Source organism: Cellulomonas sp. KU4C (genome assembly GCF_056868065.1).
In genome coordinates this window covers 2,684,104-2,708,540 of record NZ_CP200322.1, presented here as the reverse complement: position 1 = coordinate 2,708,540, position 24,437 = coordinate 2,684,104, and the positions used below count along the sequence as shown (strand labels likewise).

Here is a 24,437-nt window from a genome sequence, read left to right as displayed (position 1 = left end):
CCCCGGCCCCCGCGGCCCGCGAAGGCGCATCCGACACCACGAGGGCGCAACAGAACGGTTGCGCCCTCGTGGTGTCTCGTGCGCCCTCGCGGGGGGCGGGGGGCGGTGGGAGGCGGGGGGCGTGGGTGGGGTGTGGGACGATCGGGCGCGTGTCCGACGAACCCCACCGCCCGCTCGCCGGGGACGGGTGGCGGGGGGTGCTCGACGGGCTGCTGGCCTGGGGGGCGGGCGAGGCCCCGCACCGGGCGCGGCGGGCCGCGCTGCAGCTCGAGCTGCGGGAGCTGACCCCGCACACCCGCGAGCGGTGGAACGGCCCGGTCTCCCGCACGGCGACCGCCCGCACGCCCCGGACGCCCGGTGGGGACGCGGACACCGACCCGGGCGCGGACGCGGCCTCCGACGCCCCCGCGTACGCGCTCGGCGTCCGCCCGGTGGTCCGCTCCGAGCGGGGCTGGACCCGCGGCACGCTGACCTGGGCGAACATCCCGCACATGCGCGCCCGGCTCGACCTGGACGACGAGCAGCACCGGTGGTTCTGCCAGGTGGGCGCGCTGCACCGCGCGGCCGGGCCGCCGGTGCCGGGGACGGACGCCGCCTGGGTGTACCTCGACGAGTTCGTGAACCCGGTGCTCTGGGAGCTGCTGCACCAGGCGCGGGCGCTGGGCATCCCGTTCGTCGGCTCGGGCGCGGGGGCGCGGGTCGAGGTCGCCGGTTCGGCGTGGCTCGGGCTGGACGTCGCGCAGGACGCGGCCGGTGGCGTCCTGCTGCGGGCGCGGCTGACCGTGGACGGCGCGGAGCACCCCGTGGACCGGGCCCACCCGATCGGCGACCACGGCGTGTACGTCGTCGACCCCGCGCAGCCGCGGCAGCTGCTGCTCGCCCCCACGACCGAGCGGCTCGGCCCGCACCAGCTCGCCCTGCTGGCCGGTCGCGGCGGGCAGGGCGGCCGGGGCGGGCGCGGCGGGCGGTCCGTCGCCGACGCGCTGCGCGACGGCGTGCACGTGCCCGCCGCGGACGCCGAGCAGCTGGTCCGCGACCGGCTGCCGGCGCTGCGGGCCGGGCTCGAGGTGGTCAGCGCCGACGGCAGCGTGGTGCTGCCGCCGCCCGCGCCGCCGACGCTCGTGCTCGCCGTCCGGTACGCGGCGGGCGACGTCGTGCACCTGGCCTGGTCGTGGGACGGGCACGCGCGCTCGGGCCCGACGCCCCTGCCGCGGCGCGTGGTGCCGGCGCACCTGGTGCCCGGCGGGTGGCCGACGGTCGAGGACGACCCGACGGCGCTGCCCGAGCCCGTGCGGCTGGCGGGCGTGGACGCCGCGGAGTTCGTCACGACCGCGCTCCCCCGCATCACCGCGCGGCCCGGGGTCCGGGTCGACACCACCGGCACCGCCCCGGCCTACCGCGAGCTGACCGGCACGCCCGTGCTGACCGTCACCACCCAGCCGACCGACCGGACCGACTGGTTCGACCTCGGCGTGCTGGTGACGATCGAGGGCCGGACGGTGCCGTTCGGGCCGCTGTTCGCCGCGCTCGCGAAGGGCCACCGGCGGCTGCTGCTGGTGGACCGGACGTACCTGCGCCTCGACCACCCCGTGCTGGAGCCGCTGGCCGCGCTCGTCGCGGAGGCCGAGGAGCTCACCGAGTGGGAGACCGGGCTGCGGCTCAGCCGGCACCAGACCGCGCTGTGGACCGACCTCGCGGAGCTCGCCGACGTCGCGGAGCCCGCGGACGCCTGGCGGGACCTGCTCGCGGACGCCGCCGGCGACGCACCCCGGCCGACACCCGCGCCGCGCGGGCTGCGCGCCGCGCTCCGGCCGTACCAGGCCGAGGGGTTCTCCTGGCTGGCGTTCCTGTGGCGGCACCGGCTCGGCGGCATCCTGGCCGACGACATGGGGCTCGGCAAGACGCTGCAGTGCCTCGCGCTGGTGCAGCACGTGGTCGAGGAGCGGCCCGCCGACGAGCCGCGCCTGCCGTTCCTGGTGGTGGCGCCCACGTCCGTGACGCCGAACTGGGTCGCCGAGGCCGCCCGGTTCACCCCGGGCCTGGTGGTCCGGCGGGTCACGGCCACGGAGGCCGCGGGCACGCCCGTCGCGGAGCTCGCCGACGGCGCGGACGTGCTGGTGACGAGCTACGCGCTCCTGCGGCTCGACGCCGACGCGTACCGGGACGTCGCGTGGGCCGGGCTGGTGCTCGACGAGGCGCAGCAGGTGAAGAACGCCGCGTCCCGGGTGCACCGGGCGGCCGCGGACCTCGGCGCGCCGTTCGTGCTGGCCCTCACCGGCACGCCGCTGGAGAACTCGCTCACGGAGCTGCACGCGCTCCTCGCGCTGACCGTGCCCGGGCTGCTGCCGCCCGCGACGGCGTTCGGCCGGCAGTACGTCCGGCCGATCGAGGACGCGCACGCGGGCATCACCGACGGCGCCGGAGCGGGCGACGTCCCCGCGTCCACGGCCCGGCTGCGGGCGGACCGGCTCGCGCGGCTGCGGCGCCGGGTCCGCCCGTTCCTGCTGCGCCGCACCAAGGAGCGGGTGGCCGCGGACCTGCCCGAGAAGCAGGAGCAGACGCTGACCGTCGAGCTCGCGCCCGCGCACCGCGCCGTCTACGACCTCTACCTGCAGCGCGAGCGGCAGAAGCTGCTGGGCCTGATCGACGACCTGGACCGGCAGCGGTTCATCGTCTACCGGTCGCTGACGCTGCTGCGGATGCTCGCGCTGGACGCGTCGCTGATCGACCCCGAGCAGGCCGGGACGCCGTCCAGCAAGCTCGACGCGCTCCTGGAGCAGCTCGAGGACGTGGCCGCCGAGGGGCACCGGGCGCTGGTGTTCAGCCAGTTCACGTCCTACCTGCGCAAGGCCGCCGACCGCCTCGAGGCCGCGGGCGTCCCGTACGTCTACCTCGACGGGTCCACCACGCGGCGCGGGGAGGTCGTCGACGAGTTCCGCACCGGGACGGCGCCGGTGTTCCTCATCAGCCTCAAGGCCGGCGGCACCGGGCTGAACCTCACCGAGGCCGACTACGTGTTCCTGCTCGACCCCTGGTGGAACCCGGCCGCGGAGCAGCAGGCCGTCGACCGCGCGCACCGGATCGGCCAGCACCGCCCGGTGATGGTCTACCGGCTGATCGCGGCGGGCACGGTCGAGGAGAAGGTCGTCGCCCTCCAGGCGCGCAAGGCCGCGCTGGTGGACGCGGTGCTCGACGACGGCGAGCTGTTCGCCTCGGCGCTCACGGCGGACGACGTCCGCGAGCTGCTGGCGTAGCGCCGGGCAGCCGGGCGCCGGTCAGCCGACGAGCAGCTGCTGCTCGACGCGCTGCTCCAGCACGTGCGCGGGCCCGGGCCGCCCGAGCGCCCAGCCCTGCGCCAGGTCGCAGCCGAGGTCGCCGAGCAGCGCGGCGGTGTCGTCGTCCTCCACGCCCTCCGCGACCACCTGCATGCCGAGCGCGTGGCCGAGGTCGATCGTCGAGCGCAGGATGGCGGCGCACACCGGGTCGGTGGCGGCCGGGGCGACGAACGCCCGGTCGACCTTCAGCACGGTGAACGGCAGCCGCCGCAGGTAGTCCAGCGACCCGTACCCGACGCCGTAGTCGTCGACGGCGAGCAGGACGCCGAGGTCGGCGAGCGCGCGCAGCGTCTGCTCGGCCCGCGGGACGTCGCGCATCGCCATCGTCTCGGTGACCTCGAGGGTGAGCGCGGACGGCGGCAGCGCGTGCCGCTCGAGGGCGGCGCGGACGTCGCCGACCAGCCGGGCGTCGTCGACGTCGTGCGCCGAGACGTTCACCGCCACCGTGAAGTCCGGGACCAGGGCGCGCAGCCGGGCGCACTCCTCGAGGGCGACGTCGAGCACGACCAGCGTGACGGTGCGGACCAGCCCGGTGCGCTCGGCGGCGGGCACGAACGCGGCGGGACCGAGCAGGCCGTGCACCGGGTGCTGCCACCGGACCAGCGCCTCCGCCCCGGTGACCGCGCCGCCGAGCACCGTGGTGACGGGCTGGAAGTGCACGACGAGCTCCCCGCGCGCCGCACCCGCGACCAGGCCCCGCAGCAGCACGCCCCCGGCGGGGACGCTGCCGGCGCTGCCGGGGTCGTGGGGGCAGTCCACGGCGAACCGCTCGGGCCCGCGCCGGGCGCGGGACACGGCCGTGTCGGCCCGGGCGACGAGGTCGTCCAGGGCGGCGGGGCGACCGGCCGCGACCGCGACGCCGACCAGCGCACCCGGCAGCAGGTCCATGCCGCGCACGTCCAGGGCGGTGCCGAGGCGGTCGAGGACCTGCCGCGCGGCGTCCGCCGCCTCCTGGGGGTCGCGCACGTCCACCGCCAGGGCGAACACCTCCCGGCTCAGGCGCGCGGGGAGCCCGCCGGGGACGACCCCGTCGGCGAGCTCGGCGCCGACCGCCCGGAGCAGGTCGTCCGCCACCGCGTGCCCGAGGGTCTCCACGACGTCGCGGTAGCCGTCCAGCGCGATCAGCAGCACCGCCGGCACCGTGCCGTCGGGGCGCGCGGCGTCCGGCGCGGCGTCGCGCTCGACGTGCTCGCCCAGGGCGACCGCGTTCGCGAGGCCGGTCAGCGGGTCCGTCATCGCGAGGTGCGCGAGGCGGACGTTGGTGGCGCGCTGCTCGCGGACCAGCCACCAGAAGCGCAGCAGCAGCGCGGACATCATCGCGGTGCCGACGACGCACACCTCGAGCAGCGGGACCGCTCCGGCGCCGAGCGCCGAGACCACCAGGGTCACCGGGACCGTCGCGGCGGCCGCGGAGAACAGGGCCATGTGCCGGCCGGTGAGCTCGCCGGACGCCTGCGGGGTCGAGATCACGTCCGTCGCGTGGGCGCGCGCCGCCCGGGCGACCAGGACGTACCCGAGCAGCCACAAGGAGTCGAGCAGGTAGAGGGGGTCGTCGACGCCGTGCGTGCTGCCGAGCTGGAACAGCACGTCGGCCGCGAGGATCGCCAGCACCGAGGCCGAGGTCAGCACGTACGCCCGGGTCTGCCGGTGCTGGGCCAGGAACGGTCGCGCCAGGGCGATCAGCAGCAGCGCGTCACCGGCCGGGTACAGCGCACCGACCACCGAGCCGCCCGGGTCCGACGCCCACTCCAGCACGGTCGGCGCGAGCAGCAGCTGCCACAGCACCAGCAGCACGCCGCCCGTCATCAGCACCGTGTCGAGGAACCACTCCCGGCGGTGGTCGCGCGGTGCGGGGAACGCCCGCAGGAGGCCGGCCGCGAGCAGCGGGTAGGACGCCAGGTAGGGCACGTCCGCGAGCGAGGGGAACGGGTCGAGGCCGAGGACCCGGTCGAGCACTGTCCAGATCAGGTCCCCGGTCACCCAGGCCGCGAGCCCGGCGCTGAGCAGCAGCCAGGCCCGCCGGGCGGGTCCGGACATCCGCCGGGCGGCGCGGGTGGCGACGACCGCGGCGGCGGCGCCGACCGTCACGTAGAGCGCGTCGCGCCCGGCGCCGTCGGGCAGCAGGGCGTGCCCGACGAGCACGGCGACGACGCTGGTCGTCCTCGCACCGGCCCCGCTCCACCACCTCACTCTGCTGGGATCGGCGTCCGCGGGACGTTCTTGACGCATCACGCGGGTGGAGTTCTGCTCGACACGTGCGGGCGGTGCCGTCAGGATGACGCCCGTGACCCCCCGCAGCGCCGGCACCCCCGGCCCCACCGCGTGACCGCTCCCCTGGCCCGCCGGCTCGGGACGGGCGCCGCGGTCACCCTCGGTCTCGGGTCGATGATCGGCGCGGGCGTGTTCACCGCGTTCGCGCCGGCCGCCCGCGCGGCGGGTCCCGCGCTGCTGCTGGGGCTGGCGCTGGCTGCCCTGGTCGCCGCCGCGAACGCCACCTCGTCCGCGCAGCTCGCGGCGCAGCACCCGACCTCGGGCGGCACGTACGTCTACGGGCGCGAGCAGCTCGGCCCCTGGTGGGGGTTCCTGGCGGGCTGGGGCTTCGTGATCGGGAAGACGGCGAGCTGCGCGGCGATGGCGCTGACGTTCGCCGCCTACGCGGCACCACCCGGCTGGGAGCGTCCCCTGGCGGTCGCCGCGGTGGTGGGGCTGGCGGCCGTGAACTACCGCGGGATCACCCGCACGGCCCGGCTGACCCGGCTGCTGGTGGCGGCGACGCTCACCTGCCTGCTCGTGGCGGTCGTGGCGGTCCACGTCGGGGCCGACCAGGCGTGGGCGCCGGTGACGCCGTGGTCGGCGGGCGGCGAGGTCGGCTGGTACGGCGTGCTCCAGTCGGCGGGCCTGCTGTTCTTCGCGTTCGCGGGCTACGCGCGGGTGGCGACGCTGGGCGAGGAGGTGCGCGACCCGCGCCGGACGATCCCCCGGGCGATCCTGATCGCGCTGGCGCTGACGGTGCTGGTCTACGGAGTGGTCGCGGTGACGCTGCTCGCGACGCTCGGCCCCGACGGGACCGCCGCGACCGCCACCCCGCTGGCCGCCGCGGCCGCGGCGACCGGCTGGCCCTGGGTCGGACCGGTCGTGCGGGTGGGCGCCGCCGTGGCGTCGCTCGGCGCGCTGCTGGCGCTGGTCGCCGGGGTGAGCCGCACGGCCCTGGCGATGGCCCGGCACGGCGACCTGCCGGGGTGGCTCGCGGGTGTGCACCCCCGCTACCGGGTGCCGCACCACGCCGAGGTCGCCCTCGCGGTCGTGGTGGGCGCGCTCGTGCTGGTCGTCGACCTGCGCGGGGCGATCGGGTTCTCGTCCGCCGGGGTGCTGCTCTACTACCTGGTCACGAACGTCGCCGCCGCCACGCAGCGCGGCGAGCACCGCTGGTCGCCGCGGGCCGTGCAGGTGCTCGGGGCGGTCGGCTGCGCGGTGCTGGTCGCGACGCTCCCGCCGACCTCGGTCGCGGCGGGCGCCGGGGTGCTCGGCGTCGGCGTGCTCGGGCGGGCCTGGCAGCACCGCCGCGCCCGGGCTCGCGCCGCCGGCTGACGCCCCGCCCGACGCGAGCACGCCCCCCGGTCAGCGCAGGTACCGCGCAGCGGCGGCGCGGACCGCGGCGCCGGTGCGCTCCAGGGCCCGGGTCGGCAGCGTCCACTGCTGCCAGAACAGGGTCACGTCCTCGTGCCGCCCGGGGTCGAGGTCGACGAGCGTCCCGTCGCGCTCCCCCGCGGTCGCGTCGGCCTCCGGCAGCATGCCCCAGCCGAGCCCGAGCCGGACCGCCAGCACGAAGTCGGCCGAGGCCGGGACGTGGTGCCGCGGCGGGAGCGCGGGGTCCGCGCCGCGGCGGCGCAGGTAGCGGTCCTGCAGGTCGTCCTTGCGGTCGAACACCACCAGCGGCGCCGCCTCGAGCGCGGCGGTCGTCGGCCCGTCGGGCAGGTGACGCGCGGCGCCGGCCACCGTCATCATCGGCCGGTACCGGAGCACGCCCAGGCGGTGCACCGAGCAGCCCTGCACGGGCCGGTCCGCGGTGGTGATGGCCGCGACCACGGTGCCGGTGCGCAGCAGCTCCGCGGAGTGGTCCTGGTCCTCGCGGTGCAGGTCCAGGACGACCTCGTCCGCCAGCGGCGCGAGCGCCGGCAGCACCCACGAGCCGAGCGAGTCCGAGTTCACCGCGATCGGCAGCACGGTGCGGCCGGGCGTCGCGTCGGTGGCGACCGCGGCCCGGGCCTCGTCAGTCAGGTCGAGCACCTGCCGGGCGAGCCGCAGGTACACCGCGCCGGCGTCCGTCACCCCGGCGGGTCGGCTGCGGCGGACGAGCACCTGGCCGACGGCGGTCTCCAGGGCGCGGATCCGCTGGCTCACCGCGGACTGGGTGATCCGCAGGGTGAGGGCCGCGCCCTCGAACGAGCCCTCGTCGACGACGGCGAGCAGGGCGCGCAGCTGGGGCAGGTCCACGTCGGTCACGCGCCGACCCTACTATCAGCACCGCTGATGGACGGCGCGCTGCAGTCATTGGACCGATGTGGCCGGGCGGACCTACCGTCGCCGGGTGCCCGCTGCCCTGCTCTCCACCCTCACCGGCCTCGCGTTCGGCCTGTCGCTGATCGTGGCGATCGGCGCGCAGAACGCGTTCGTCCTGCGCACCGGCCTGCGCGGCGTGCACGTCCTGCCGGTCGTGGCGGTCTGCGCGCTGTCCGACGCGGTGCTCATCACCGCCGGCGTCGCCGGGGTCGGCACCCTCGTCGACCGGGCGCCGGCCGTCCTGGTCGTGGCGCGCATCGGCGGCGCGGTGTTCCTGCTCGGCTACGCGGTGGTCGCCGCGCGCCGGGCCCTGCGCCCCCGCGGCGCGCTCACCGAGGACGCCGACGCCGCACCCGCCGCGCTCTGGCCCGTGGTCGCCACGAGCCTGGCGCTGACCTGGCTCAACCCGCACGTGTACCTGGACACGGTGGTGCTGCTCGGCTCGGTCGCCGGGACGCACGGCGACCTGCGCTGGTGGTTCGGCGGCGGCGCCGTCCTCGGCAGCCTGGTCTGGTTCACCGCGCTCGGGTACGGGGCGCGGGTGCTGCGCCCGCTGTTCGCGCGCCCGGCGGCGTGGCGCGTGCTCGACGCGGTCATCGCCGTGGTGATGGCGTCGATCGCGGTCGGGCTGCTGCGCGGTCTGTGAGGCGCGCGGCCCTCCCGTGCGGGGCGGGTCAGCCCGCGGCCGCGCCCCGGCGCCGGCGCACCAGCACCGTCACCCCGTAGACGCCGACGACCACCGCGACCAGCCCGGCCGTCGACAGCAGCTGCCCACGCGCGGTGCCGTCGGCGAGCATCAGCACCACCAGCCCGGCCAGGGCCGCGAGCGTCGCCCAGGTGAGCCACGGGTACCCCCACATCCGCAGCGGCATCTGCTCACCGCGCGCACGTGCCTCGGCCGCCAGCCGCGGCCGGAGCCGCAGCTGCGCGACCGCGATCAGCACCCAGACCACCAGCAGCGCCGCGCCGACCGCGTTGAGCAGGATGCCCAGCAGCGTGTCGGGCAGCACCGCGTTCAGCCCCACGGCCACGAGGCCGAACGCCACCGACACCAGCACCGCGACCCACGGCACCCCGCGGCGGGACACCCGGTGCAGCACCCGCGGCCCGTCGCCCCGACCGGCCAGCGAGAACGCCATCCGTGACGTCGCGTAGACGTTCGCGTTGAACGCCGACAGCAGCGCGATCACCACGACGGCCTCCATCAGACGCGCCGCGCCCGGCAGCCCCGCGACCTCGAGCACCGCGACGAACGGGCCCTGCTGGAGCACCGGCGCGTCCCACGGCAGGACCAGCACCATGATCGCGACCGAGCCCACGTAGAACAGCAGGATCCGCCACAGGATCGTCCGGGTCGCCCGGCCGACCGCCTGCTGCGGGTCACGGGCCTCGGCGGCGGCGATCGCGACGATCTCGATGCCGCCGAACGCGAACACCACCACGAGCAGCCCGGCCGCCACGCCCCCGACGCCCATCGGCGCGAACCCGCCGTGCCCCAGGAGGTTCGCCGTCCCGACGGGCTCGGTGCCCGGCAGCAGCCCCGCGACCAGCAGCACGCCGACCACCAGGAACACGACGATCGCCGCGACCTTGACGAGCGCGAACCAGAACTCCAGCTCGCCGAACCGGCGCACCCCCGCCAGGTTCACCACCGCGAACACGGCGACGACCACCAGCGCCACGCCCCACTGCGGGACGCCCGGCAGCCAGCCGGTGACGATCCCGGCGACGCCGGTGATCTCCGCGCCGAGCACCATGATGATCGTGAACCAGTAGACCCAGCCGAGCGTGAACCCGGCCCACCGGCCGAGCGCCTGCTCCGCGTACACCGAGAACGACCCGCTGGACGGCACCGAGGCCGCCATCTCCGCGAGCATCCGCATCACCAGGACGACCAGCACCCCGGCGACCGCGTACGACACCAGCACCGCGGGCCCGGCCGTCGCGATGCCGACGCCGCTGCCGAGGAACAGCCCGGCGCCGATCGCCGAGCCGAGGCCCATCATCGTCAGGTGCCGGGTCCGCAGGCCGTGGCCCAGGCCCTCACCGGTCGGGTCGGCCGTCCCGGGGGTGGCGGGGGTGGCGGGGACGACGGGCTCGGGGTGCGGGGCGGGGGTGCGGGGCATCAGGACTTCCGGTGGTGCGGGTGGACGGCGCGCGGCTCGCGGCCGCCGAACACCGTAGCCGCTCAGTCGGCGGAGCGTCCCCGCCGACCGCCACCGAGCGGGCCGCGGCGCGGACGGGGGCCGAGCCGCTCGTCGACGTGCCGGGTCACCTGCGTGGCGACGTGCGCGGTGATCGCCGACCGCAGCTGACGGCGCTCGGCCCGCAGGAACGCCTGGTGCTCCAGGTGCAGGGCGCGCGACGTCGAGACGACCATGCCGATCATCACCACGCTGAACGGCAGCGCGATGAGGATCGCCGCGGTCTGCAACGCCGTGAGGCCGCCGGCGACGAGCAGCGCGATCGCCAGCACACCGCCCAGCGCCGCCCACAGCACGCGCAGCGGGGTGCGCGGGTTCGGGTCGCCGCCGGCGGACAGCATCGCCACGACCAGGGCGCCGGAGTCGGCGGAGGTGATGAAGAACAGGGCGACGAGGATGATCGCGCCGACCGACAGCACCGCACCGCCGGGCAGCGACGCCAGCAGGTCGAACAGCGCGTTCTCCGGGACGACCTCGCCGTCCGGCCCCACCAGCCCGCCGCCGCCGAACAGCTCGCGGTACAGGGCCGAGCCGCCCAGCACCGAGAACCACAGGAAGCACACGATCGACGGGACCAGCAGCACGCCGGCGACGAACTGCCGCACGGTGCGACCCCGGGAGATCCGGGCGATGAACACCCCGACGAACGGGGACCAGCTGATCCACCAGCCCCAGTAGAACGTCGTCCAGGACGCCTGCCAGGCCTCGCCCTCGGCGCCGGCGTACGCGGACACGTTGAACATCATCGGGACGACGTTCGCCAGGTACGCGCCGAGCGACTGCACGAACTCGCGCAGCAGGAACAGGGTCGGCCCGAGCACCAGCACTGCGATCATCAGCACGCCCGCGAACGACACGTTGATGTTCGACAGCCACTTCAGCCCCCGGTCCAGACCGGACACCACGGACAGCGTCGCGATGCCGGTGATGACCACGATCACCACGACCTGCAGCACCGTGGACGACTGGGCGATCCCGGTGTGCTCGAGGCCGGCGGTGATCTGCAGGACCCCGAGACCGAGCGACGTCGCGACGCCGAACACGGTGCCGACGACCGCCGTCACGTCGATCGCGTCGCCCAGCCGGCCCCGGACCCGGTCGCCGAGCAGCGGCTCCAGCGCCCACCGGATCGACACCGGTCGGCCCTTGCGGTGCACCGTGTAGGCGACCGCGAGGCCGACGACCACGTAGATCGCCCACGCGCTGACGCCCCAGTGCAGGTACGTCTGGCTCATCGCGGCCTGAGCGAGCTGCTCCGGGGTGCCGGTGACGCCGGGCTTCGGGTCCGCGTAGTGGCTCAGCGGCTCCGCCACGCCCCAGAACACCAGGCCGATGCCCATGCCGGTCGCGAACAGCATCGCGAACCACGAGCCCAGCGGGTACTCCGGCTCCTCGTCGTCGTCCGGCCCGAGCGTGATGTCGCCCCACCGGCCGACGCCCACCCAGATCGCGAACGCCACGAACAGCGCCACCAGCAGCACGTAGTACCAGCCGAACGCGCTGACGACGTGCGTCTGGACGGCGCCGATCACGTCGCTCGCGGTGTCGGGGAACGCGATCGTGAACCCGGACACGGCCAGGACGACGACCACCGCGCCCCAGAACACGACGCGCGACGTGCCCCAGGGACCGGAGTGGTCGGTCTCGGGCGGCGCGGGGCGCTCGGCGGTGGGCTCGGCGGCGGTCCCGGGCTCGGACCCGGTCGCGGCGGGGTCGACCGGTGCGGGGCCGGCGGTCTCGGGCGTGGACGACGTCACGGGGAACCTCACGATGTCGGGCGTCGGGGCAGCGCGTCAGCGTATCCGCGCACCTCGCAGGCGGCGACCGGGAGCACCACCTACCCCATGCGCTCAGTCCAGGGCGGTGACGTGCAGCAGCACGGTGTGCTCGGGCAGCTGCGCGGGCACCCGCAGCCCCACCGCGGCGAGCGCACGGCCCGACAGGCGCGCGCCTTGCGTCCACCACGGCGGCGGTGGGAAGTCGTAGGCGGCCGTCGCCCGGTCGCCGGGCGCCAGCGGCCGCACGTCGTAGACCCGGTCCGGGTCCAGCCCCGGCAGGCGCACCGCCGCCGGCGGCGCGGACACCCCGGTGGTCAGCTGGACGACGGCGATGATCGCCTCGCCCCCGTCGGGGCGCACCACGCCGTGCACGCGCAGCGCGGGGTCGGCGACGTCGAGGCGCACCGACCGGCCGTGGTGGAGCAGGTCGCGGTGCTCCCGGTACGCCCGCACCCAGCGCGCGACCTCGGCCCGCTCCGCCTCGGTGGCGCGCGTGAGGTCCCACTCGATCCCGAGGTGCCCGAACAGCGCCGTCGCGCCCCGGAACGACAGGTCGTGCTGCCGGCCCGTGGTGTGGGCGCGCGGCGAGCCGATGTGCGAGCCGAGCATCTCCGGCGGCACCAGCAGCCCGGTCCACTGCTCGATGGTCTGCCGCTCGAGCGCGTCGATGCAGTCCGACGTCCAGACCCGGTTGGTGCGCTCGAGGATGCCGAGGTCCGCGCGACCGCCGCCCCCGGAGCAGGACTCGATCTCGACGTCCGGGTGCGCGGCGCGCAGCGCGTCGATCAGCCGGTACGCGGCCAGCGTCTGCCGGTGCACCCCCGCCGCGCCGGTCGCGGTGTGCCCGGCCTCGATCAGGTCGCGGTTGTGGTCCCACTTCACGAACCCGATGTCGTACGCGGACAGCACCGCGTCGACCTGGTCGAAGACGTGCTGCCAGGCGCCCGGGTGCGCGAGGTCGAGCACCTGCTGGTTCCGGGCGGCCGGGGGCAGCCGGTCGCCCGGCCGCAGGATCCACTCCGGGTGCGCGCGCGCCAGGTCGGAGTCGGGGTTGACCATCTCCGGCTCGAACCACAGCCCCAGCTCCATGCCGAGGCCGCGGACGTGGTCGGCCAGCGGGGTGAGCCCGTCGGGCCACACCGTCGGGTCGACCTCCCAGTCCCCGAGGCCGGCGGTGTCGTCACGGCGACCGCGGAACCAGCCGTCGTCCAGCACGTACCGCTCGACGCCCACGGCCGCCGCGGCGTCGGCGAGGGCCTTCAGCCGGTCGAGGTCGTGGTCGAAGTAGACGGCCTCCCAGACGTTGATCAGTGCCTTGCGCGGGGTGCGCGGGTGCTGCGGGCGCGACCGCAGGAACGCGTGGAACCGCGCGGAGAGCGCGTCGAGCCCGTCGCCGTAGGACGCGTACACCCACGGCGTGGCGTACTCCTCGCCGGTCGCGAGGCGGACCTCGCCGGCGAGGAGCAGCTCCCCCGCGCCGATCAGCCGGGTGCCGGACGGCATCGCCTGCTCGGCGAACGTGCGCGTGTTGCCCGACCACGCGACGTGCACGCCCCAGACCTGGCCGGACGCGAACCCGAAGCCGTGGCGGCCGGCGGTCAGCAGCAGGGTGCCGTCGTGGCTGCGCGCCCGCCGCGACTCCCGCAGGTGCTGTCCGGCGACCAGCGGGTGGCGCTGGGGACTGCGCTCGCGCAGGTGCCGGCCGGTGAAGTCGAGGATCTCGTCCGCCTCGCCCGGCAGCGGCAGCACCAGGTCGAGCGTGCCGAGCGTGAACACGCCCGCGCCCGTGCTCGTCACCGTGGCGCGGGTGCGCAGCAGGCCGTCGGGCAGCAGCTGCTGCACCAGGCGCAGGGCGAGCCCCGCGACGGCGTCCTCGGCGTCGACCAGCACCTCGTGCGCGACCGGGACGCCGTCGCGGGTGACGTCGCGCGCGGCCCGGACCCCGGTCACCTCGAACAGCGTGCTGAAGTCCGCGCCGTCCCGGTGCCCCGTCAGCCCGGGGGTGCCGAGCCAGCCCGCGGACTGCTCCGGCAGTACCGACAGCGCGACCGGCTCGTCCGTGGTGCCGGAGACGAGCGGCGGCACGGCGACGTCGCGCAGCGTGCGCAGCTCGTCGGCGCCCAGGTCGCCCAGGTCCGGGCCCCAGTGCAGCACCCGCGGCAGCCGCGCGCCGGCGGTGTCGAGGACGACGCTCACGCCCCCCGCCCGCAGGTGCAGCGGGGTGCTGCGGGCGGTGTCGTCGAGCGTCGGGACCACGTCGTCTGCCATGAGGGTAGGTTCTATCCGGAAACGAATTTGACCGTCAAGACGCGCTCAGCGTCGACCGTGGACCCGGTTTCGTTCCGCATGGCAACATACCCGGATGACCTGGCCGCTCGACGCCGCCCCGTGGGTGCCCCCGGGACCCGCCCACCCCCTCGCGCTCGACGTCCTGCTGCACGGCCCGCTGTCCCGCGCCGCGCTCGCCCGCCGCACCGGCCTGTCTCCCGGCAGCGTCACCCGCCTCACCGCGCCCCTCGTGTCCGACGGCGTGCTGGTCGAGGTGACCGGCGCCGGCCCGACCGGGGTCGGGCGCCCGTCCCAGCCGCTCGACGTCGCCCCGGACGCCCACCACTTCGTCGGCGTCAAGCTCACCGGCGACCGCGCGCACGGCGTCCGCACGACGTTCCGGGCCGAGGTCGTCGCGAGCGCGGAGCGTCCGCTGGACGACCACGACCCGGAGGCGGTCGCCGAGGTCACCGCGGCGCTGATCGCCGAGCTGGCCGAGCCGACCGGACGCGCCGGCGGACGCCCCGCGACCGCTGCCGGCGTCAGCCTCGGCGCCCGCACCACCGACGGCGGCCACGTGGTCCGCGCCCCGTTCCTCGGCTGGGAGGACGTGCCGTTCGGCGACCTCGTCCGCGCCCGCACCGCCGTGCCGACCGTCCTCGCCAACGACGTCGAGGCGCTGCTCGCCCTCACCCACTGGTTCGGCGAGGGCCGCGGGATCCCCACGTTCGCCCTCGTCACCGTCGGTGCCGGCATCGGCTACGGCCTGGTCGCGAACGGCCGCCCGGTGCGCGCCGCCGACGCGGGCCTGGGCCTGCTCGCCCACCACCCGCTCGACCCCCACGGCCCCGTGTGCCCCGCCGGCCACCGCGGCTGCGCGACCGCGATGCTCACCACCGGCTCGATCACCGCGCAGGTCGGCGTCGCGCTGCACCGACCCGTCGACCTCCCCGAGGTCCTGGCGCTCGCCGCCGCGGGCGAGCCGGCCGCGGTCCGCGTGGTCGACGACGCGGCCCGGTCGCTCGGCCGGCTGGTCGCCGCCGCCGCGAACTTCTCGCTGTCGGGGCTCGTGGTCGTCGGAGGCGAGGGCAGCGGCCTCGCGACCGCCGCACCTGCGGCGCTCGCCGAGGGCCTGCACGCCGACCGCGACCCGCTGGCCGCCGACCCGGTGCTGGCCGTCCAGTCCCCGGAAGCTCGGGCAGTGGGCCCGCGGCGCGGCGGTGGAGGCAGTCCGGCGGTTCGTCCTGGGGGCCTGACGCGCCGTCGACACCACCGCCGACTCGTCGTCGCACAACCGAGAACAGGAGGGCGCCTCGTCTCGCTTTGCTAGAATAAGCGAGAACAGTGACGAGGATGTTCTCGCTGAGGAGCACAGGATGGCCCACTCCCCGCGCCCGGCGCGCGTCGCCACCGACGGCGGGTCCGTTCGTGGCGCAGCGGACGCGTCGCCGGTCGTCGGCGGTGCGCGCGTGCCGGGGCACGAGCGCGAGGTGCTCCCCTGGGTCCCCCGCTCCGGACGCCGCTCGGAGATCACCGAGTACGCCGCCGCGATCCCTCCCCTGATCGCCGACATGCCCCTGACGCCCTCCCCCGAGCTGATCGATGCCGCCCGCGCCGCGCTGGTCGACATCGCCGTGCTCGAGCGCACGTACGCCGCCCAGGTGGCCACGCTCGAGCCGTTCCTGCTGCGCACCGAGGCCATCGCCTCCTCGCGGATCGAGGAGGAGCTGACCACCGTCGACCAGCTCGCACGCGCCCAGTACGGGATCACCGCACCCAAGACCGCGCGCACGGTCAAGGGCGCCATCGACGGCCTCAGCCTGCTCGTCGAGCGGTCCACCCTCGGGATCGACCTCGACGACATCCTCGCGGCGCACCGCCCGCTCATGGCGGACGACCCGGAGGAGAAGTGGGACGCCGGCACGCTGCGCACCGTCCAGAACTGGATCGGCGGGTCGAACCGCTCCCCTCTGGGCGCCGTGCACGTGCCGCCCGCGCCCGGACGCGTGCCCGAGCTCATGGACGACCTGGTCGCGTTCACGCGTCGCACCGACGTCGACCCGATCGTGCACGCCGCGGTGACGCACGCCCAGTTCGAGTCCATCCACCCCTTCACCGACGGCAACGGGCGCCTGGGTCGCTCGCTGATCAACGGCGTGTGGCGCTACCGCCGTGTGACCACCCGCATGGCAGTGCCGGTCGCCTCGGCGATCGTCGCCGACCGGGAGCACTACTTCGACCTCGTCAACAGCTACCGGACCGGCGACGTCGAGCCGTTCGCCGCGTACCTGGCCGACGCGACGTCGCGCGCCGCCACCGAAGCAGCGGTGTCAGCCGAGCGGCTCATCGCACTGCCCGCGCAGTGGCACGAGCGCGTCCGGCCGCGCGTCGGGTCCGCCGCCGCTGCGCTGCTCCCGCTGCTGCCCAGCCGCCCGATCGTCGACGCCCACGACGTCATGACGCTGACCGGCACCTCCCGGGCCCGCGCGTACGCCGCGATCGAGCGCCTCGTCGAAGCCGACGTCCTGCGCCCGATCACCCAGTCCAGGCGCGACATGACCTGGGCGGCCGGCGAGGTGCTGGACGAGGCGGATCTCATGGTCGAGCGGCTCCGTCTGCGCTGACCGAGCCCCGCGGACCGAGCGGCCTCGGTCCCGTCGTGCGACCTCGCCCGGGCGTCAGCCCCGCACCCGCGTCGCCCAGAACGCCACCGCACCCGCCGCCGCCACGTTCAGCGAGTCCACCCCGCCGGCCATCGGGATCCGGACCGTCAGGTCCGCAGCCGCGACCGTCTCCGGCTTCAGGCCGTCGCCCTCGGCGCCCAGCACCAGCGCCAGCCGCTCCGGCGCCTGCGCCTCCAGCACGTCGAGGCTGACCGAGTCGTCGGACAGCGCCAGGGCCGCGGTCACGAAGCCCGCCTCGCGGAGCTGCGCGATGCCGTCCGGCCACGGGTCGATCCGGGTCCACGGCACCTGGAACACCGTGCCCATCGACACCCGCACGGACCGCCGGTACAGCGGGTCGGCGCATCGGGGGGTGACCAGCACCGCGTCCACCCCGATCGCGGCGGCGGACCGGAACGCCGCGCCGACGTTCGTGTGGTCGACCACGTCCTCCAGCACCGCCACCCGGCGCGCGCCGGCTCCGCCGCGGGCACCCGCGAGCACGGACGCGACCGTCGGCAGCGCCGGCCGGTGCATCGACGCGAGCGCCCCGCGGTGCACGTGGAAGCCGGTGACGGCCTCCAGCACCGCGGGCTCGCCGACGTACACGCGCACGGGCTCGCCCTCGGGGTCGCGCGCCTCGAGCATCGTGCGCAGGTCGGGCAGCCAGCGCGGGGACACCAGCACCGACCGGGGTCGGTGCCCGGCGGCGAGCGCCCGGCCGAGCACGGTCGAGCTTCTCCGCGATGTAGAGGCCCTTCTCGGGCTCGTGCCGCGAGCGCAGCGCGACGTCGGTCAGCGACACGTAGTCGGCGAGCCGGTCGTCGTCGGGGTCGGTCAGGTGGACGATGTCGAGCGCGGGCACGCCCGCCATCATCCCCTGTCCGGGACCCGCCCGGCGTCAGGCCAGGAGCTCCAGGGCGGCGGCGACCAGCAGGCGGCGCCCGGCGGCGATCGTGGGCTCGTCGAGCGGCGCGAACTGCGCGGTGTGGTTGCCGGGCACGGACGCCGAGAACCCGGTGGTGTAGTCCGCGGGGAACAGGTCGGGGTCCATCCCGCCCCAGAACCAGAACGCGTACGGCACCGGGTCGCCCGCGTACCGGCCCTTCGGCAGCCCGAACTCCGAGAAGTCCTCCGAGCCCATCAGCGGCTCCGCGACCCGGATCGCGCCCGCGGGCATCACGGCCTCCTGCGCGGCCATCACCCGGTCCACCAGGGCGGGCGTGTTCACCGTGGCCGGCGGGTTCTCGCGGACGCCGATCGTGGGCGGCTGCGGGCAGCCCGCGGCGGCCGCCTCGGCCTCGACGACCCGGTGGACCGCGGCGACCGCGCGCGCCATCGACGCGTCCGAGCGGGCGCGCAGGTTCACCGTGAACGTCGCCGTGTCCGGGATGATGTTCGACTTCGTCCCCGCGTGGAACGTGCCGACGGTGACGACCACCGGGTCCCCGCTGGGCGTCTCCCGCGACACGATCGCCTGGAGCCGGGTCACGGCGTACGCGGCGGTCAGCACGGGGTCGACGGTGACGTGCGGCATCGACCCGTGGCCGCCCCGCCCGTGGATCGTCACGTCGAGGGTGCACGCCGCCGCCATCAGCAGCTCGCGCGAGTGGTTGGCGACCCCGGCGGGCAGCGGGCCGACGTGCTGGCCGAGCGCGACGTCGGGCTTCGGGAACCGGGTGAACAGGCCGTCGTCCAGCATCGCGTTCGCGCCCGTCGCGGTCTCCTCCGCGGGCTGGCCGACCACGAGCAGCGTGCCCCGCCAGGCGTCGCGCGCCCCGGCCAGGGTGTCGACGGCCGCCGCGAGCGCCGTCACGTGCATGTCGTGGCCGCAGGCGTGCATCGTCGGCACGGTGTCGCCCGCCGGGTCCGTGTCGGTGTGCCGGCTCTGGTAGGGCTTGCCGGAGTCCTCCAGCACCGGCAGCCCGTCCATGTCGGCGCGGAGCATCACGACGGGGCCGTCGCCGTTGCGCAGCACCCCGACGACGCCGGTCCCGCCGACGCCCTCCGTCACCTCGAGGCCCGCGGCGCGCAGCTCGGCGGCCAGCACCCCGGCGGTCCGGTGCTCGCGGCCGGACAGCTCGGGGTGGGCGTGCAGGTCCCGGTAGAGGTCCCGCCAGTGCTCCGTGCGCAGGTCAGCGGCGTCGAGGACGCGGGCGGCGCGGGTGCGGTCGGGGGTCGCGGCGGGGAGGGTCGTCATCCCGGCACGGTACCCGGGTGCCAGGAGGCCCTGCCGCTGGGCCCCCGCGACCCCTACCATCGGGCCCATGCGGTACGGGGTGCTGGGACCCGTGGAGCTCCACACCGCCGACGGGGACGAACCCGTCCGCGGCGCCCGTCAGCGCGCCCTGCTCGCCGTGCTGCTCGCGCACCGCGGGTCGCTCGTGCCCCGGGAGCGGCTGATCGTCGCGCTGTGGCCCCAGGGGCCGCCCCCGAGCGCCGAGCACACGCTGCACAGCCACGCGTCGCGGGTGCGGGCGCTGGTCGGCGCGGACCTGCGCGCCGTGCCCGGCGGCTACCGCCTCGACCCGGAGGACCTGGACGCCGACCGGTTCGACCGCGCGGTCCGCGAGGCCGCGCGCGGCGCGGCGCGCACGCCCGACGACGCCGCCGCGCTGCTCGGGGCCGCGCTGGCGCTCTGGCGCGGGCCGGCGTTCGGGACGGAGGCGGATCTGCCGGAGGTCCAGGCCGAGGCCGACCGGCTGGAGGCGGCCCGCCGCACCGCGCACGAGGCCCTGGCCCGCGCCGTGCTGCGCACCGACCCGACGCGAGCCGCCGAGCACGCCGAGCACGCGCTCGACGCGGACCCGTACCGCGAGGGCGCGTGGGCGCTGCTGGTCCGGGCCCGGACCGCCGAGGGACGACCCGGCGAGGCGGTGCTCGCGTACCTGCGGGCGGCGGCCGCGCTGGACGAGATCGGGCTGCTGCCCTCGCAGGAGCTGCGGGCGGCGCACCACGAGGCGCTCACGGCCGGGCGGACACGGCCCCACGCAGCGCCCGGCGCGCCGGTCGGCGGCGTCGGGGCCGCCGCCCGCGCCCGGGCCCGGGGCTCGCGCGTCCCGCACCCGAACCCGGCCACCCGGCCGCAGCCGTCCCCCGGGGCGGCGTCGGCCGGGGCGGCATCGACCGGCGTGGGGCCCGGCTCCCCGACGCGACGCCGGCACCCCGTCGGAGCCACACCGCACCCCGCCGACACCACGCCGCACCCCGCCGAGCGCCTCCCCCGGCCGTCGCCGCCGGTCTCGCGCCCGCGCACGAGCCTCGTCGGCCGGTCCGACGACCTCGCGGCGCTGCGGGACCTGCTCGCCCGCACCGCGCTGGTCACGCTGGTCGGGCCGGGTGGGGTGGGCAAGACCCGGCTCGCGCTCGAGGCTGCGGCCGGACCGGGCGCGCCCCCGCACGCGCTGTTCGTCGAGCTCGGCGCCGTCCGGGACGCCGCCGCGGTCGCGTCCGCCGTGGCGGAGGCCCTGGACGCCGACCCGGAGGACACCCCCGCCCGCACGCTCGCACGCGCCGGCGAGCGTGACCTGCTGCTCGTGCTCGACAACTGCGAGCACCTGCCCGCGGCGGTCGCGGACTGCGTCGACCTGCTGCTGACCGAGCCAGGGCCGCTGCGCGTCCTGGCCACGAGCCGCACCCCGCTCGGGGTGGTCGGCGAGCACGTGCTGCCGGTCGAGCCGCTGGGCACCGACGGACCGGCGTCGGCGGCGGCACGGCTGTTCCGCGACCGAGCCCGTGCGTCCGGCGGCGGTGGCCGCCGGAGGGTCGACGTGGCCGGCACGGACGGTGCCGCCGCCGACCCCGTCGGCCGGATCGTGCGTCGGCTCGACGGCCTCCCCCTCGCGGTCGAGATGGCCGCCGCACGCACCGCGACGCTCAGCGTGGCCGACCTCGCGGACCTCCTCGACGCGCGGCTGGACGCGCTCGTGGCCCCGGTGCGTGCCGCACCCCCGCGGCACCGGTCGCTCGCCGCGCTGGTCGCGTGGTCGCGCGAGCTGCTGCCCCCCGAGGCCCAGCGGGCGCTCGACGGCTGGCCCGTGTTCGCCACCGCCTGCCCGCCGGACCTCGCGGCACGGGTGCTGGACGTGTCCGCCACGACCGCCGAGCACCTGGCGGCGGCGTCGCTGCTGGTCCGCGACGACGTGGCCGGCCGCACCCGCTACCGGATGCTGCAGACCGTCCGCGCGGTGGTCGGCCCGCCCGCCGAGGCCGTCCGCGCCCGGCACGCCGCAGTGCTGCTCGACGTCGCCCGCGACGCCGACCGCGCGCTGCGGGGCGCCGTCGAGCCGGACGCCCGGGTCCGGCTCACCGCGCTGCTCCCCGACCTGCGGCTCGCGCACGCCTGGGCCGCGACCCACGACCCCGACCTGGCGCTGCGCCTCACCCGGACCCTGCACCTGCACGCCGTCGACGCCCTGCGCACCGACGTGCTCGCGTGGCCCGTGCCCGGACGCGAGGACGCGCCGCCCGTGCTCGCGGCCCTGGCGGCCCGCGCCCTGCTGCAGGGGCACCGGTCGACCGCCGGGCGCCGCGCGGAGCTCGCGCTCGCCACCGCGACCGACCCGGCCGACCGGCTGCACGCCCTGGAGGTGCTCGCCGACCTGGCCCTGTTCGAGGGGCGCACCGACGAGGCGGTCCGGCTCGGCGCCCGGCTCACCGCCGAGGCCCAGCACGCCGCCGACCCGCACTACCGGGTGATGGGCCTGACGTACCCCGCGCTCGTCGCCGCGTACCGGGACCGGCCGACCACCGCGCAGACCGCCCTCACCGCCCTGGAGCACGCCGTCGGGACCCTCGCCGCCCCCTCGGACCGGGGCTGGCTGGCGTTCGTCACCGGCGAGACCCTGGCCCGCAGCGACCCCGACGGGGCGCTCGCGGCCCTCGGGCGGGCGCGCCGGCTCGCCGACCAGGTCGGCAACCGCTACCTCTCGGGCGTGGCCAGGGCGGCGACGGTCGCGGCCGTGTCCCGCCGACCCGACCCCGCCGGGGCGCTCGACGAGCTTGCTGGACCTCGCCCGCACCTGGGCGCCCACCGGCGACCGGACGCACCTGCTGACCGCGCTGCGCAACGCCGTGCCGCTGCTGGTCCGGCTGGGCCGGCACGCCGACGCGGGCCTGCTGCTCGGCACGGTCACGCACCCCGACCTGCCGCCGACGTACGGCGTCGAGGCCGACGCCCTCGCCGCCGCGCACGACACGCTCACCGCCCTGCTCGGCGCCCCGGCCGTCGCGGCGCTGGCGGCGCGGGGCCGGTCCGAGGACCTGGTCTGCGCCGTCGCCCGGCTCGGCGGGCCCTCACCCACGGAGCCGGTAGAACCGGAAGAGGTCGTGCTCGACGGGCAGGACGTCGAGCGCTGAGAACCCCGCGGCCCGCGCGTAGCCCGCGAGCGTCGCCGGGCGCATGACCGTCCCGGTCCCGGCGCTCGGCGCGTGGGACAGCCCGTCGGGCAGGCACACGGTCAGCGAGAACCCGTAGCACCACCGGTCCAGGACCCCGGCCGGTGTCGTGGGCTCCGGGTCGACGCGCTCGTCGACGACGAGCACCCACCCGTCCGCCGCGACCAGCGCGCGCGCCGCCGCGAGCACCGCCACCGGGTCGGCCAGGTCGTGCACGCACTCGAACGCCGTCACCACGTCGAACGCCCGGCCACCGGCCCCGACGGCGGCCGCCAGGGTCGCGGCGTCCGCCGCCACGAACCGCACCCGGTCCTCGACCCCGTGGGCGACCGCGTGCCGCCGGCCCGCGGCCACCGACGCCTCGTCGAGGTCGACACCCGTCACGTCCAGCGCCTCGTGCGCGAGCGCGAGCCCCACCGCCGACCAGCCCTCTCCGCAGCCGACGTCCACCACCCGCGCGCCCGACCGCAGCCGCGCGTCGAGCTCCGGCACCGTGGACGCCAGCAGGTCCGCCAGCCCGTGCAGGAAGAACGGCCGGTTCAGCGCCGCCTGCGCCTCGCGCGCGTCCGCACCGAGCCGCTCCCACGACACGCCACCGCCGTGCCGGTACGCCGCGTGCAGGTCGTCGACCACCCGCCCCGACGCCGCGTGCAGCCGCCCGAGCGGGGCGAGGTACGACGGCGAGTCGGCGTCGGTCAGCACCTCGACGGCCCCGGGCGTGAGCGCGAACCGGTCACCCGCGGCGGTCACGAACCCCGCCGCCGCCTGGTGCTCCAGCCACTCCCGCACGTACCGCGCGTGCGTGCCGGTCAGGCCCGCCAGCCCGTCCGCCGTGCACGGTCCGTGCTGCGCGAGCGCCCGGTACCAGCCCAGCCGCTCCCCGGCGTGCAACGCCGCCATCTCCTGCGCGCCCAGGCTGGCCGCGAGCACCCGGGCGGCGACCTCCGGGGTGCTCCCGCCGACCGGCTGCGCCAGGTCCGACGGGGTCGTGGTGGTCGTGGTGGTCATCGGGTCCTCCCCGGGTCACGGGCCGGCGGTGTGCCGACGCCCGGTGCCCAGCGGACACCCGGGTCCTCGAGCCACCCTCGCAGCGAGGTCGCAGCCGGGTCGCGGCCGGCAGCGGGCCGCTCGCGGGAACCTCCGCGCCGGACCGCCTCTGCTGCGAGACTGCCGGGGTGATCCGCTACCCCCGGCCCCTCGCCCCGGGCGACGTCGTCGGCGTCGCCAGCCCGTCCGCCGGCGTCGCACCGCAGCACGCCGCCCGGCTGGACCTCGCGGTGCGGCACGTCGAGGACGCCGGTCTGCGCGTCCGGCTCGGCGCGCTGGTGCACGGCGCGGGCATCGCGAGCGGCCCGGCGGACGACCGCGTCGACGAGCTGACCGGCATGTTCCGCGACCCCGACGTGCGGGCCGTGGTCCCCCCGTGGGGCGGGGAGATCGCGCTCGACCTGCTTGGTCGGCTCGACCTCCGGGCGCTCGCCGAGGACCCGACCTGGTTCGTCGGGTACTCCGACATCTCGACGCTGCTGCTGCCGCTGACGCTCACCACCGGCGTCGCGACGCTGCACGGGCAGAACCTCATGGACACCCCCTACCGGGTCCCGGCGCCGATGGCACGGTGGCTCGACGTCGTGCGGCTCGCACCCGGGTCCACGCTCGTGCAGGGCGCCGCACCACGGGTCGCGTCCGGACGGCTCGCGGACTACGCCGCGGACCCCGGTGTCCGGGACTACCCACTCGACGCGCCAGGCGGGTGGACCCGGGTCGACGCCGACGAGAGCGAGGACGTGCACGCGACCGGCCGGCTCGTCGGCGGCTGCCTCGAGACCGTCGCGCACCTGGCCGGGACGCCCTCGGGCGACATCGGCCGGTTCGTGGCCGAGCACGCGCCCGAGGGGACGGTCGTCTACCTGGAGGCCGCCGCGGCGGACGCCGCGGACGTCGCGCGACGGCTGCTGGGGCTGCGGCACGCGGGGTGGTTCGAGGCCGCCCGCGCGGTGCTCGTCGGCCGCACCCGCGGCGCGGACCTCCCCGGCTTCACGCAGCACGACGCCGTCCGGCACGCGCTCGGGGACCTCGGCGTCCCCGTGCTGGTCGACGTCGACTGCGGGCACGTCCCCCCGCACCTCGCGCTGGTGAACGGCGCGCTGGCGACCGTCGAGCACTCCGGCGCCGGGTCGGTCCTCACCCAGACGCTGCGCTGACCCCGGTCACCGCCCGCCGCGCCATTGA

At 76.9% G+C, this 24,437-nt stretch carries 14 protein-coding genes and 1 pseudogene; 7 read left to right on the top strand and 8 right to left on the bottom strand.

Annotated elements, in window-relative coordinates:
• Positions 1 to 149 precede the first annotated feature (149 nt).
• Positions 150 to 3,254, top strand: a complete 3,105-nt coding sequence (locus AC1VL8_RS12765) for a DEAD/DEAH box helicase (RefSeq protein WP_483075408.1) — start codon at positions 150 to 152, stop codon at positions 3,252 to 3,254.
• Between the two features lie 21 nt (positions 3,255 to 3,275).
• Here the strand turns inward: AC1VL8_RS12765 and AC1VL8_RS12760 are convergent, their stop codons facing one another.
• Positions 3,276 to 5,477 carry a putative bifunctional diguanylate cyclase/phosphodiesterase gene (locus AC1VL8_RS12760; RefSeq protein ID WP_483075407.1) on the bottom strand — a complete coding sequence of 734 codons (2,202 nt, stop codon included), beginning with the start codon at positions 5,475 to 5,477 and terminating at the stop codon, positions 3,276 to 3,278.
• A 180-nt stretch (positions 5,478 to 5,657) separates the two neighbouring features.
• Between AC1VL8_RS12760 and AC1VL8_RS12755 the strand changes: the two genes are divergently transcribed.
• A complete protein-coding gene (locus tag AC1VL8_RS12755) occupies positions 5,658 to 6,923 on the top strand; it encodes an APC family permease (protein ID WP_483075406.1) in 1,266 nt (421 codons plus the stop codon).
• 30 nt (positions 6,924 to 6,953) lie between these two features.
• On the opposite strand, the gene AC1VL8_RS12750 is transcribed toward AC1VL8_RS12755, so the two are convergent.
• Positions 6,954 to 7,838 (bottom strand): LysR family transcriptional regulator ArgP, encoded by an 885-nt coding sequence (locus AC1VL8_RS12750; RefSeq protein WP_483075405.1) that lies wholly within the window; start codon positions 7,836 to 7,838, stop codon positions 6,954 to 6,956.
• A gap of 85 nt (positions 7,839 to 7,923) precedes the next feature.
• On the opposite strand from AC1VL8_RS12750, the gene AC1VL8_RS12745 reads away from it, so the two are divergent.
• The gene (locus AC1VL8_RS12745; protein ID WP_483075404.1) at positions 7,924 to 8,541 is read left to right on the top strand and encodes a LysE/ArgO family amino acid transporter; all 618 of its coding nucleotides are present in this window, start codon (positions 7,924 to 7,926) and stop codon (positions 8,539 to 8,541) included.
• A 28-nt stretch (positions 8,542 to 8,569) separates the two neighbouring features.
• Here AC1VL8_RS12745 and AC1VL8_RS12740 read toward each other — a convergent pair whose 3' ends face one another.
• From AC1VL8_RS12740 to AC1VL8_RS12730, 3 genes are all read right to left on the bottom strand, one after another.
• Positions 8,570 to 10,021, bottom strand: a complete 1,452-nt coding sequence (locus AC1VL8_RS12740) for an amino acid permease (RefSeq protein ID WP_483075403.1) — start codon at positions 10,019 to 10,021, stop codon at positions 8,570 to 8,572.
• Between the two features lie 62 nt (positions 10,022 to 10,083).
• Positions 10,084 to 11,856: a BCCT family transporter gene (locus tag AC1VL8_RS12735; RefSeq protein ID WP_483075402.1), complete on the bottom strand. Its 1,773-nt coding sequence runs from the start codon at positions 11,854 to 11,856 to the stop codon at positions 10,084 to 10,086.
• A gap of 93 nt (positions 11,857 to 11,949) precedes the next feature.
• Complete coding sequence (locus AC1VL8_RS12730) at positions 11,950 to 14,145, bottom strand: alpha-galactosidase (protein WP_483075401.1); 2,196 nt, start codon at positions 14,143 to 14,145, stop codon at positions 11,950 to 11,952.
• Between the two features lie 94 nt (positions 14,146 to 14,239).
• On the opposite strand from AC1VL8_RS12730, the gene AC1VL8_RS12725 reads away from it, so the two are divergent.
• Positions 14,240 to 15,475 (top strand): ROK family protein, encoded by a 1,236-nt coding sequence (locus AC1VL8_RS12725; protein WP_483075400.1) that lies wholly within the window; start codon positions 14,240 to 14,242, stop codon positions 15,473 to 15,475.
• Between the two features lie 46 nt (positions 15,476 to 15,521).
• Positions 15,522 to 16,769, top strand: coding sequence for a Fic family protein (locus AC1VL8_RS12720; protein ID WP_483075399.1), 1,248 nt, complete (start codon positions 15,522 to 15,524; stop codon positions 16,767 to 16,769).
• A gap of 54 nt (positions 16,770 to 16,823) precedes the next feature.
• On the opposite strand, the pseudogene AC1VL8_RS12715 reads toward AC1VL8_RS12720, so the two are convergent.
• Both AC1VL8_RS12715 and AC1VL8_RS12710 read right to left on the bottom strand, forming a co-directional pair.
• A pseudogene (locus tag AC1VL8_RS12715) lies at positions 16,824 to 17,682 on the bottom strand (TrmH family RNA methyltransferase).
• Positions 17,683 to 17,709: 27 nt separating this feature from the next.
• On the bottom strand, positions 17,710 to 19,008 hold the full coding sequence (locus tag AC1VL8_RS12710; RefSeq protein ID WP_483075398.1) for an amidohydrolase: 1,299 nt from the start codon (positions 19,006 to 19,008) through the stop codon (positions 17,710 to 17,712).
• 67 nt (positions 19,009 to 19,075) lie between these two features.
• On the opposite strand from AC1VL8_RS12710, the gene AC1VL8_RS12705 reads away from it, so the two are divergent.
• Positions 19,076 to 22,213, top strand: a complete 3,138-nt coding sequence (locus AC1VL8_RS12705) for an AfsR/SARP family transcriptional regulator (RefSeq protein ID WP_483075397.1) — start codon at positions 19,076 to 19,078, stop codon at positions 22,211 to 22,213.
• On the opposite strand, the gene AC1VL8_RS12700 is transcribed toward AC1VL8_RS12705, so the two are convergent.
• The gene (locus AC1VL8_RS12700; RefSeq protein WP_483075396.1) at positions 22,104 to 23,213 is read right to left on the bottom strand and encodes a class I SAM-dependent methyltransferase; all 1,110 of its coding nucleotides are present in this window, start codon (positions 23,211 to 23,213) and stop codon (positions 22,104 to 22,106) included. The genes AC1VL8_RS12705 and AC1VL8_RS12700 overlap by 110 nt on opposite strands.
• A gap of 167 nt (positions 23,214 to 23,380) precedes the next feature.
• Here AC1VL8_RS12700 and AC1VL8_RS12695 point away from each other — a divergent pair, with 167 nt between their 5' ends.
• Positions 23,381 to 24,409, top strand: a complete 1,029-nt coding sequence (locus tag AC1VL8_RS12695; RefSeq protein ID WP_483075395.1) for an LD-carboxypeptidase — start codon at positions 23,381 to 23,383, stop codon at positions 24,407 to 24,409.
• Positions 24,410 to 24,437: the final 28 nt, after the last annotated feature.

Excerpts from the sequence above, each read along its gene's own strand:
- AC1VL8_RS12725 (WP_483075400.1), top strand. The coding sequence starts at position 14,240 with ATGACCTGGCCGCTCGACGCCGCCCCGTGGGTGCCCCCGGGACCCGCC.
- AC1VL8_RS12740 (WP_483075403.1), bottom strand. The coding sequence starts at position 10,021 with ATGCCCCGCACCCCCGCCCCGCACCCCGAGCCCGTCGTCCCCGCCACC.
- AC1VL8_RS12710 (WP_483075398.1), bottom strand. The coding sequence starts at position 19,008 with ATGACGACCCTCCCCGCCGCGACCCCCGACCGCACCCGCGCCGCCCGC.
- AC1VL8_RS12730 (WP_483075401.1), bottom strand. The coding sequence starts at position 14,145 with ATGGCAGACGACGTGGTCCCGACGCTCGACGACACCGCCCGCAGCACC.
- AC1VL8_RS12700 (WP_483075396.1), bottom strand. The coding sequence starts at position 23,213 with ATGACCACCACGACCACCACGACCCCGTCGGACCTGGCGCAGCCGGTC.
- AC1VL8_RS12705 (WP_483075397.1), top strand. The coding sequence starts at position 19,076 with ATGCGGTACGGGGTGCTGGGACCCGTGGAGCTCCACACCGCCGACGGG.
- AC1VL8_RS12720 (WP_483075399.1), top strand. The coding sequence starts at position 15,522 with ATGGCCCACTCCCCGCGCCCGGCGCGCGTCGCCACCGACGGCGGGTCC.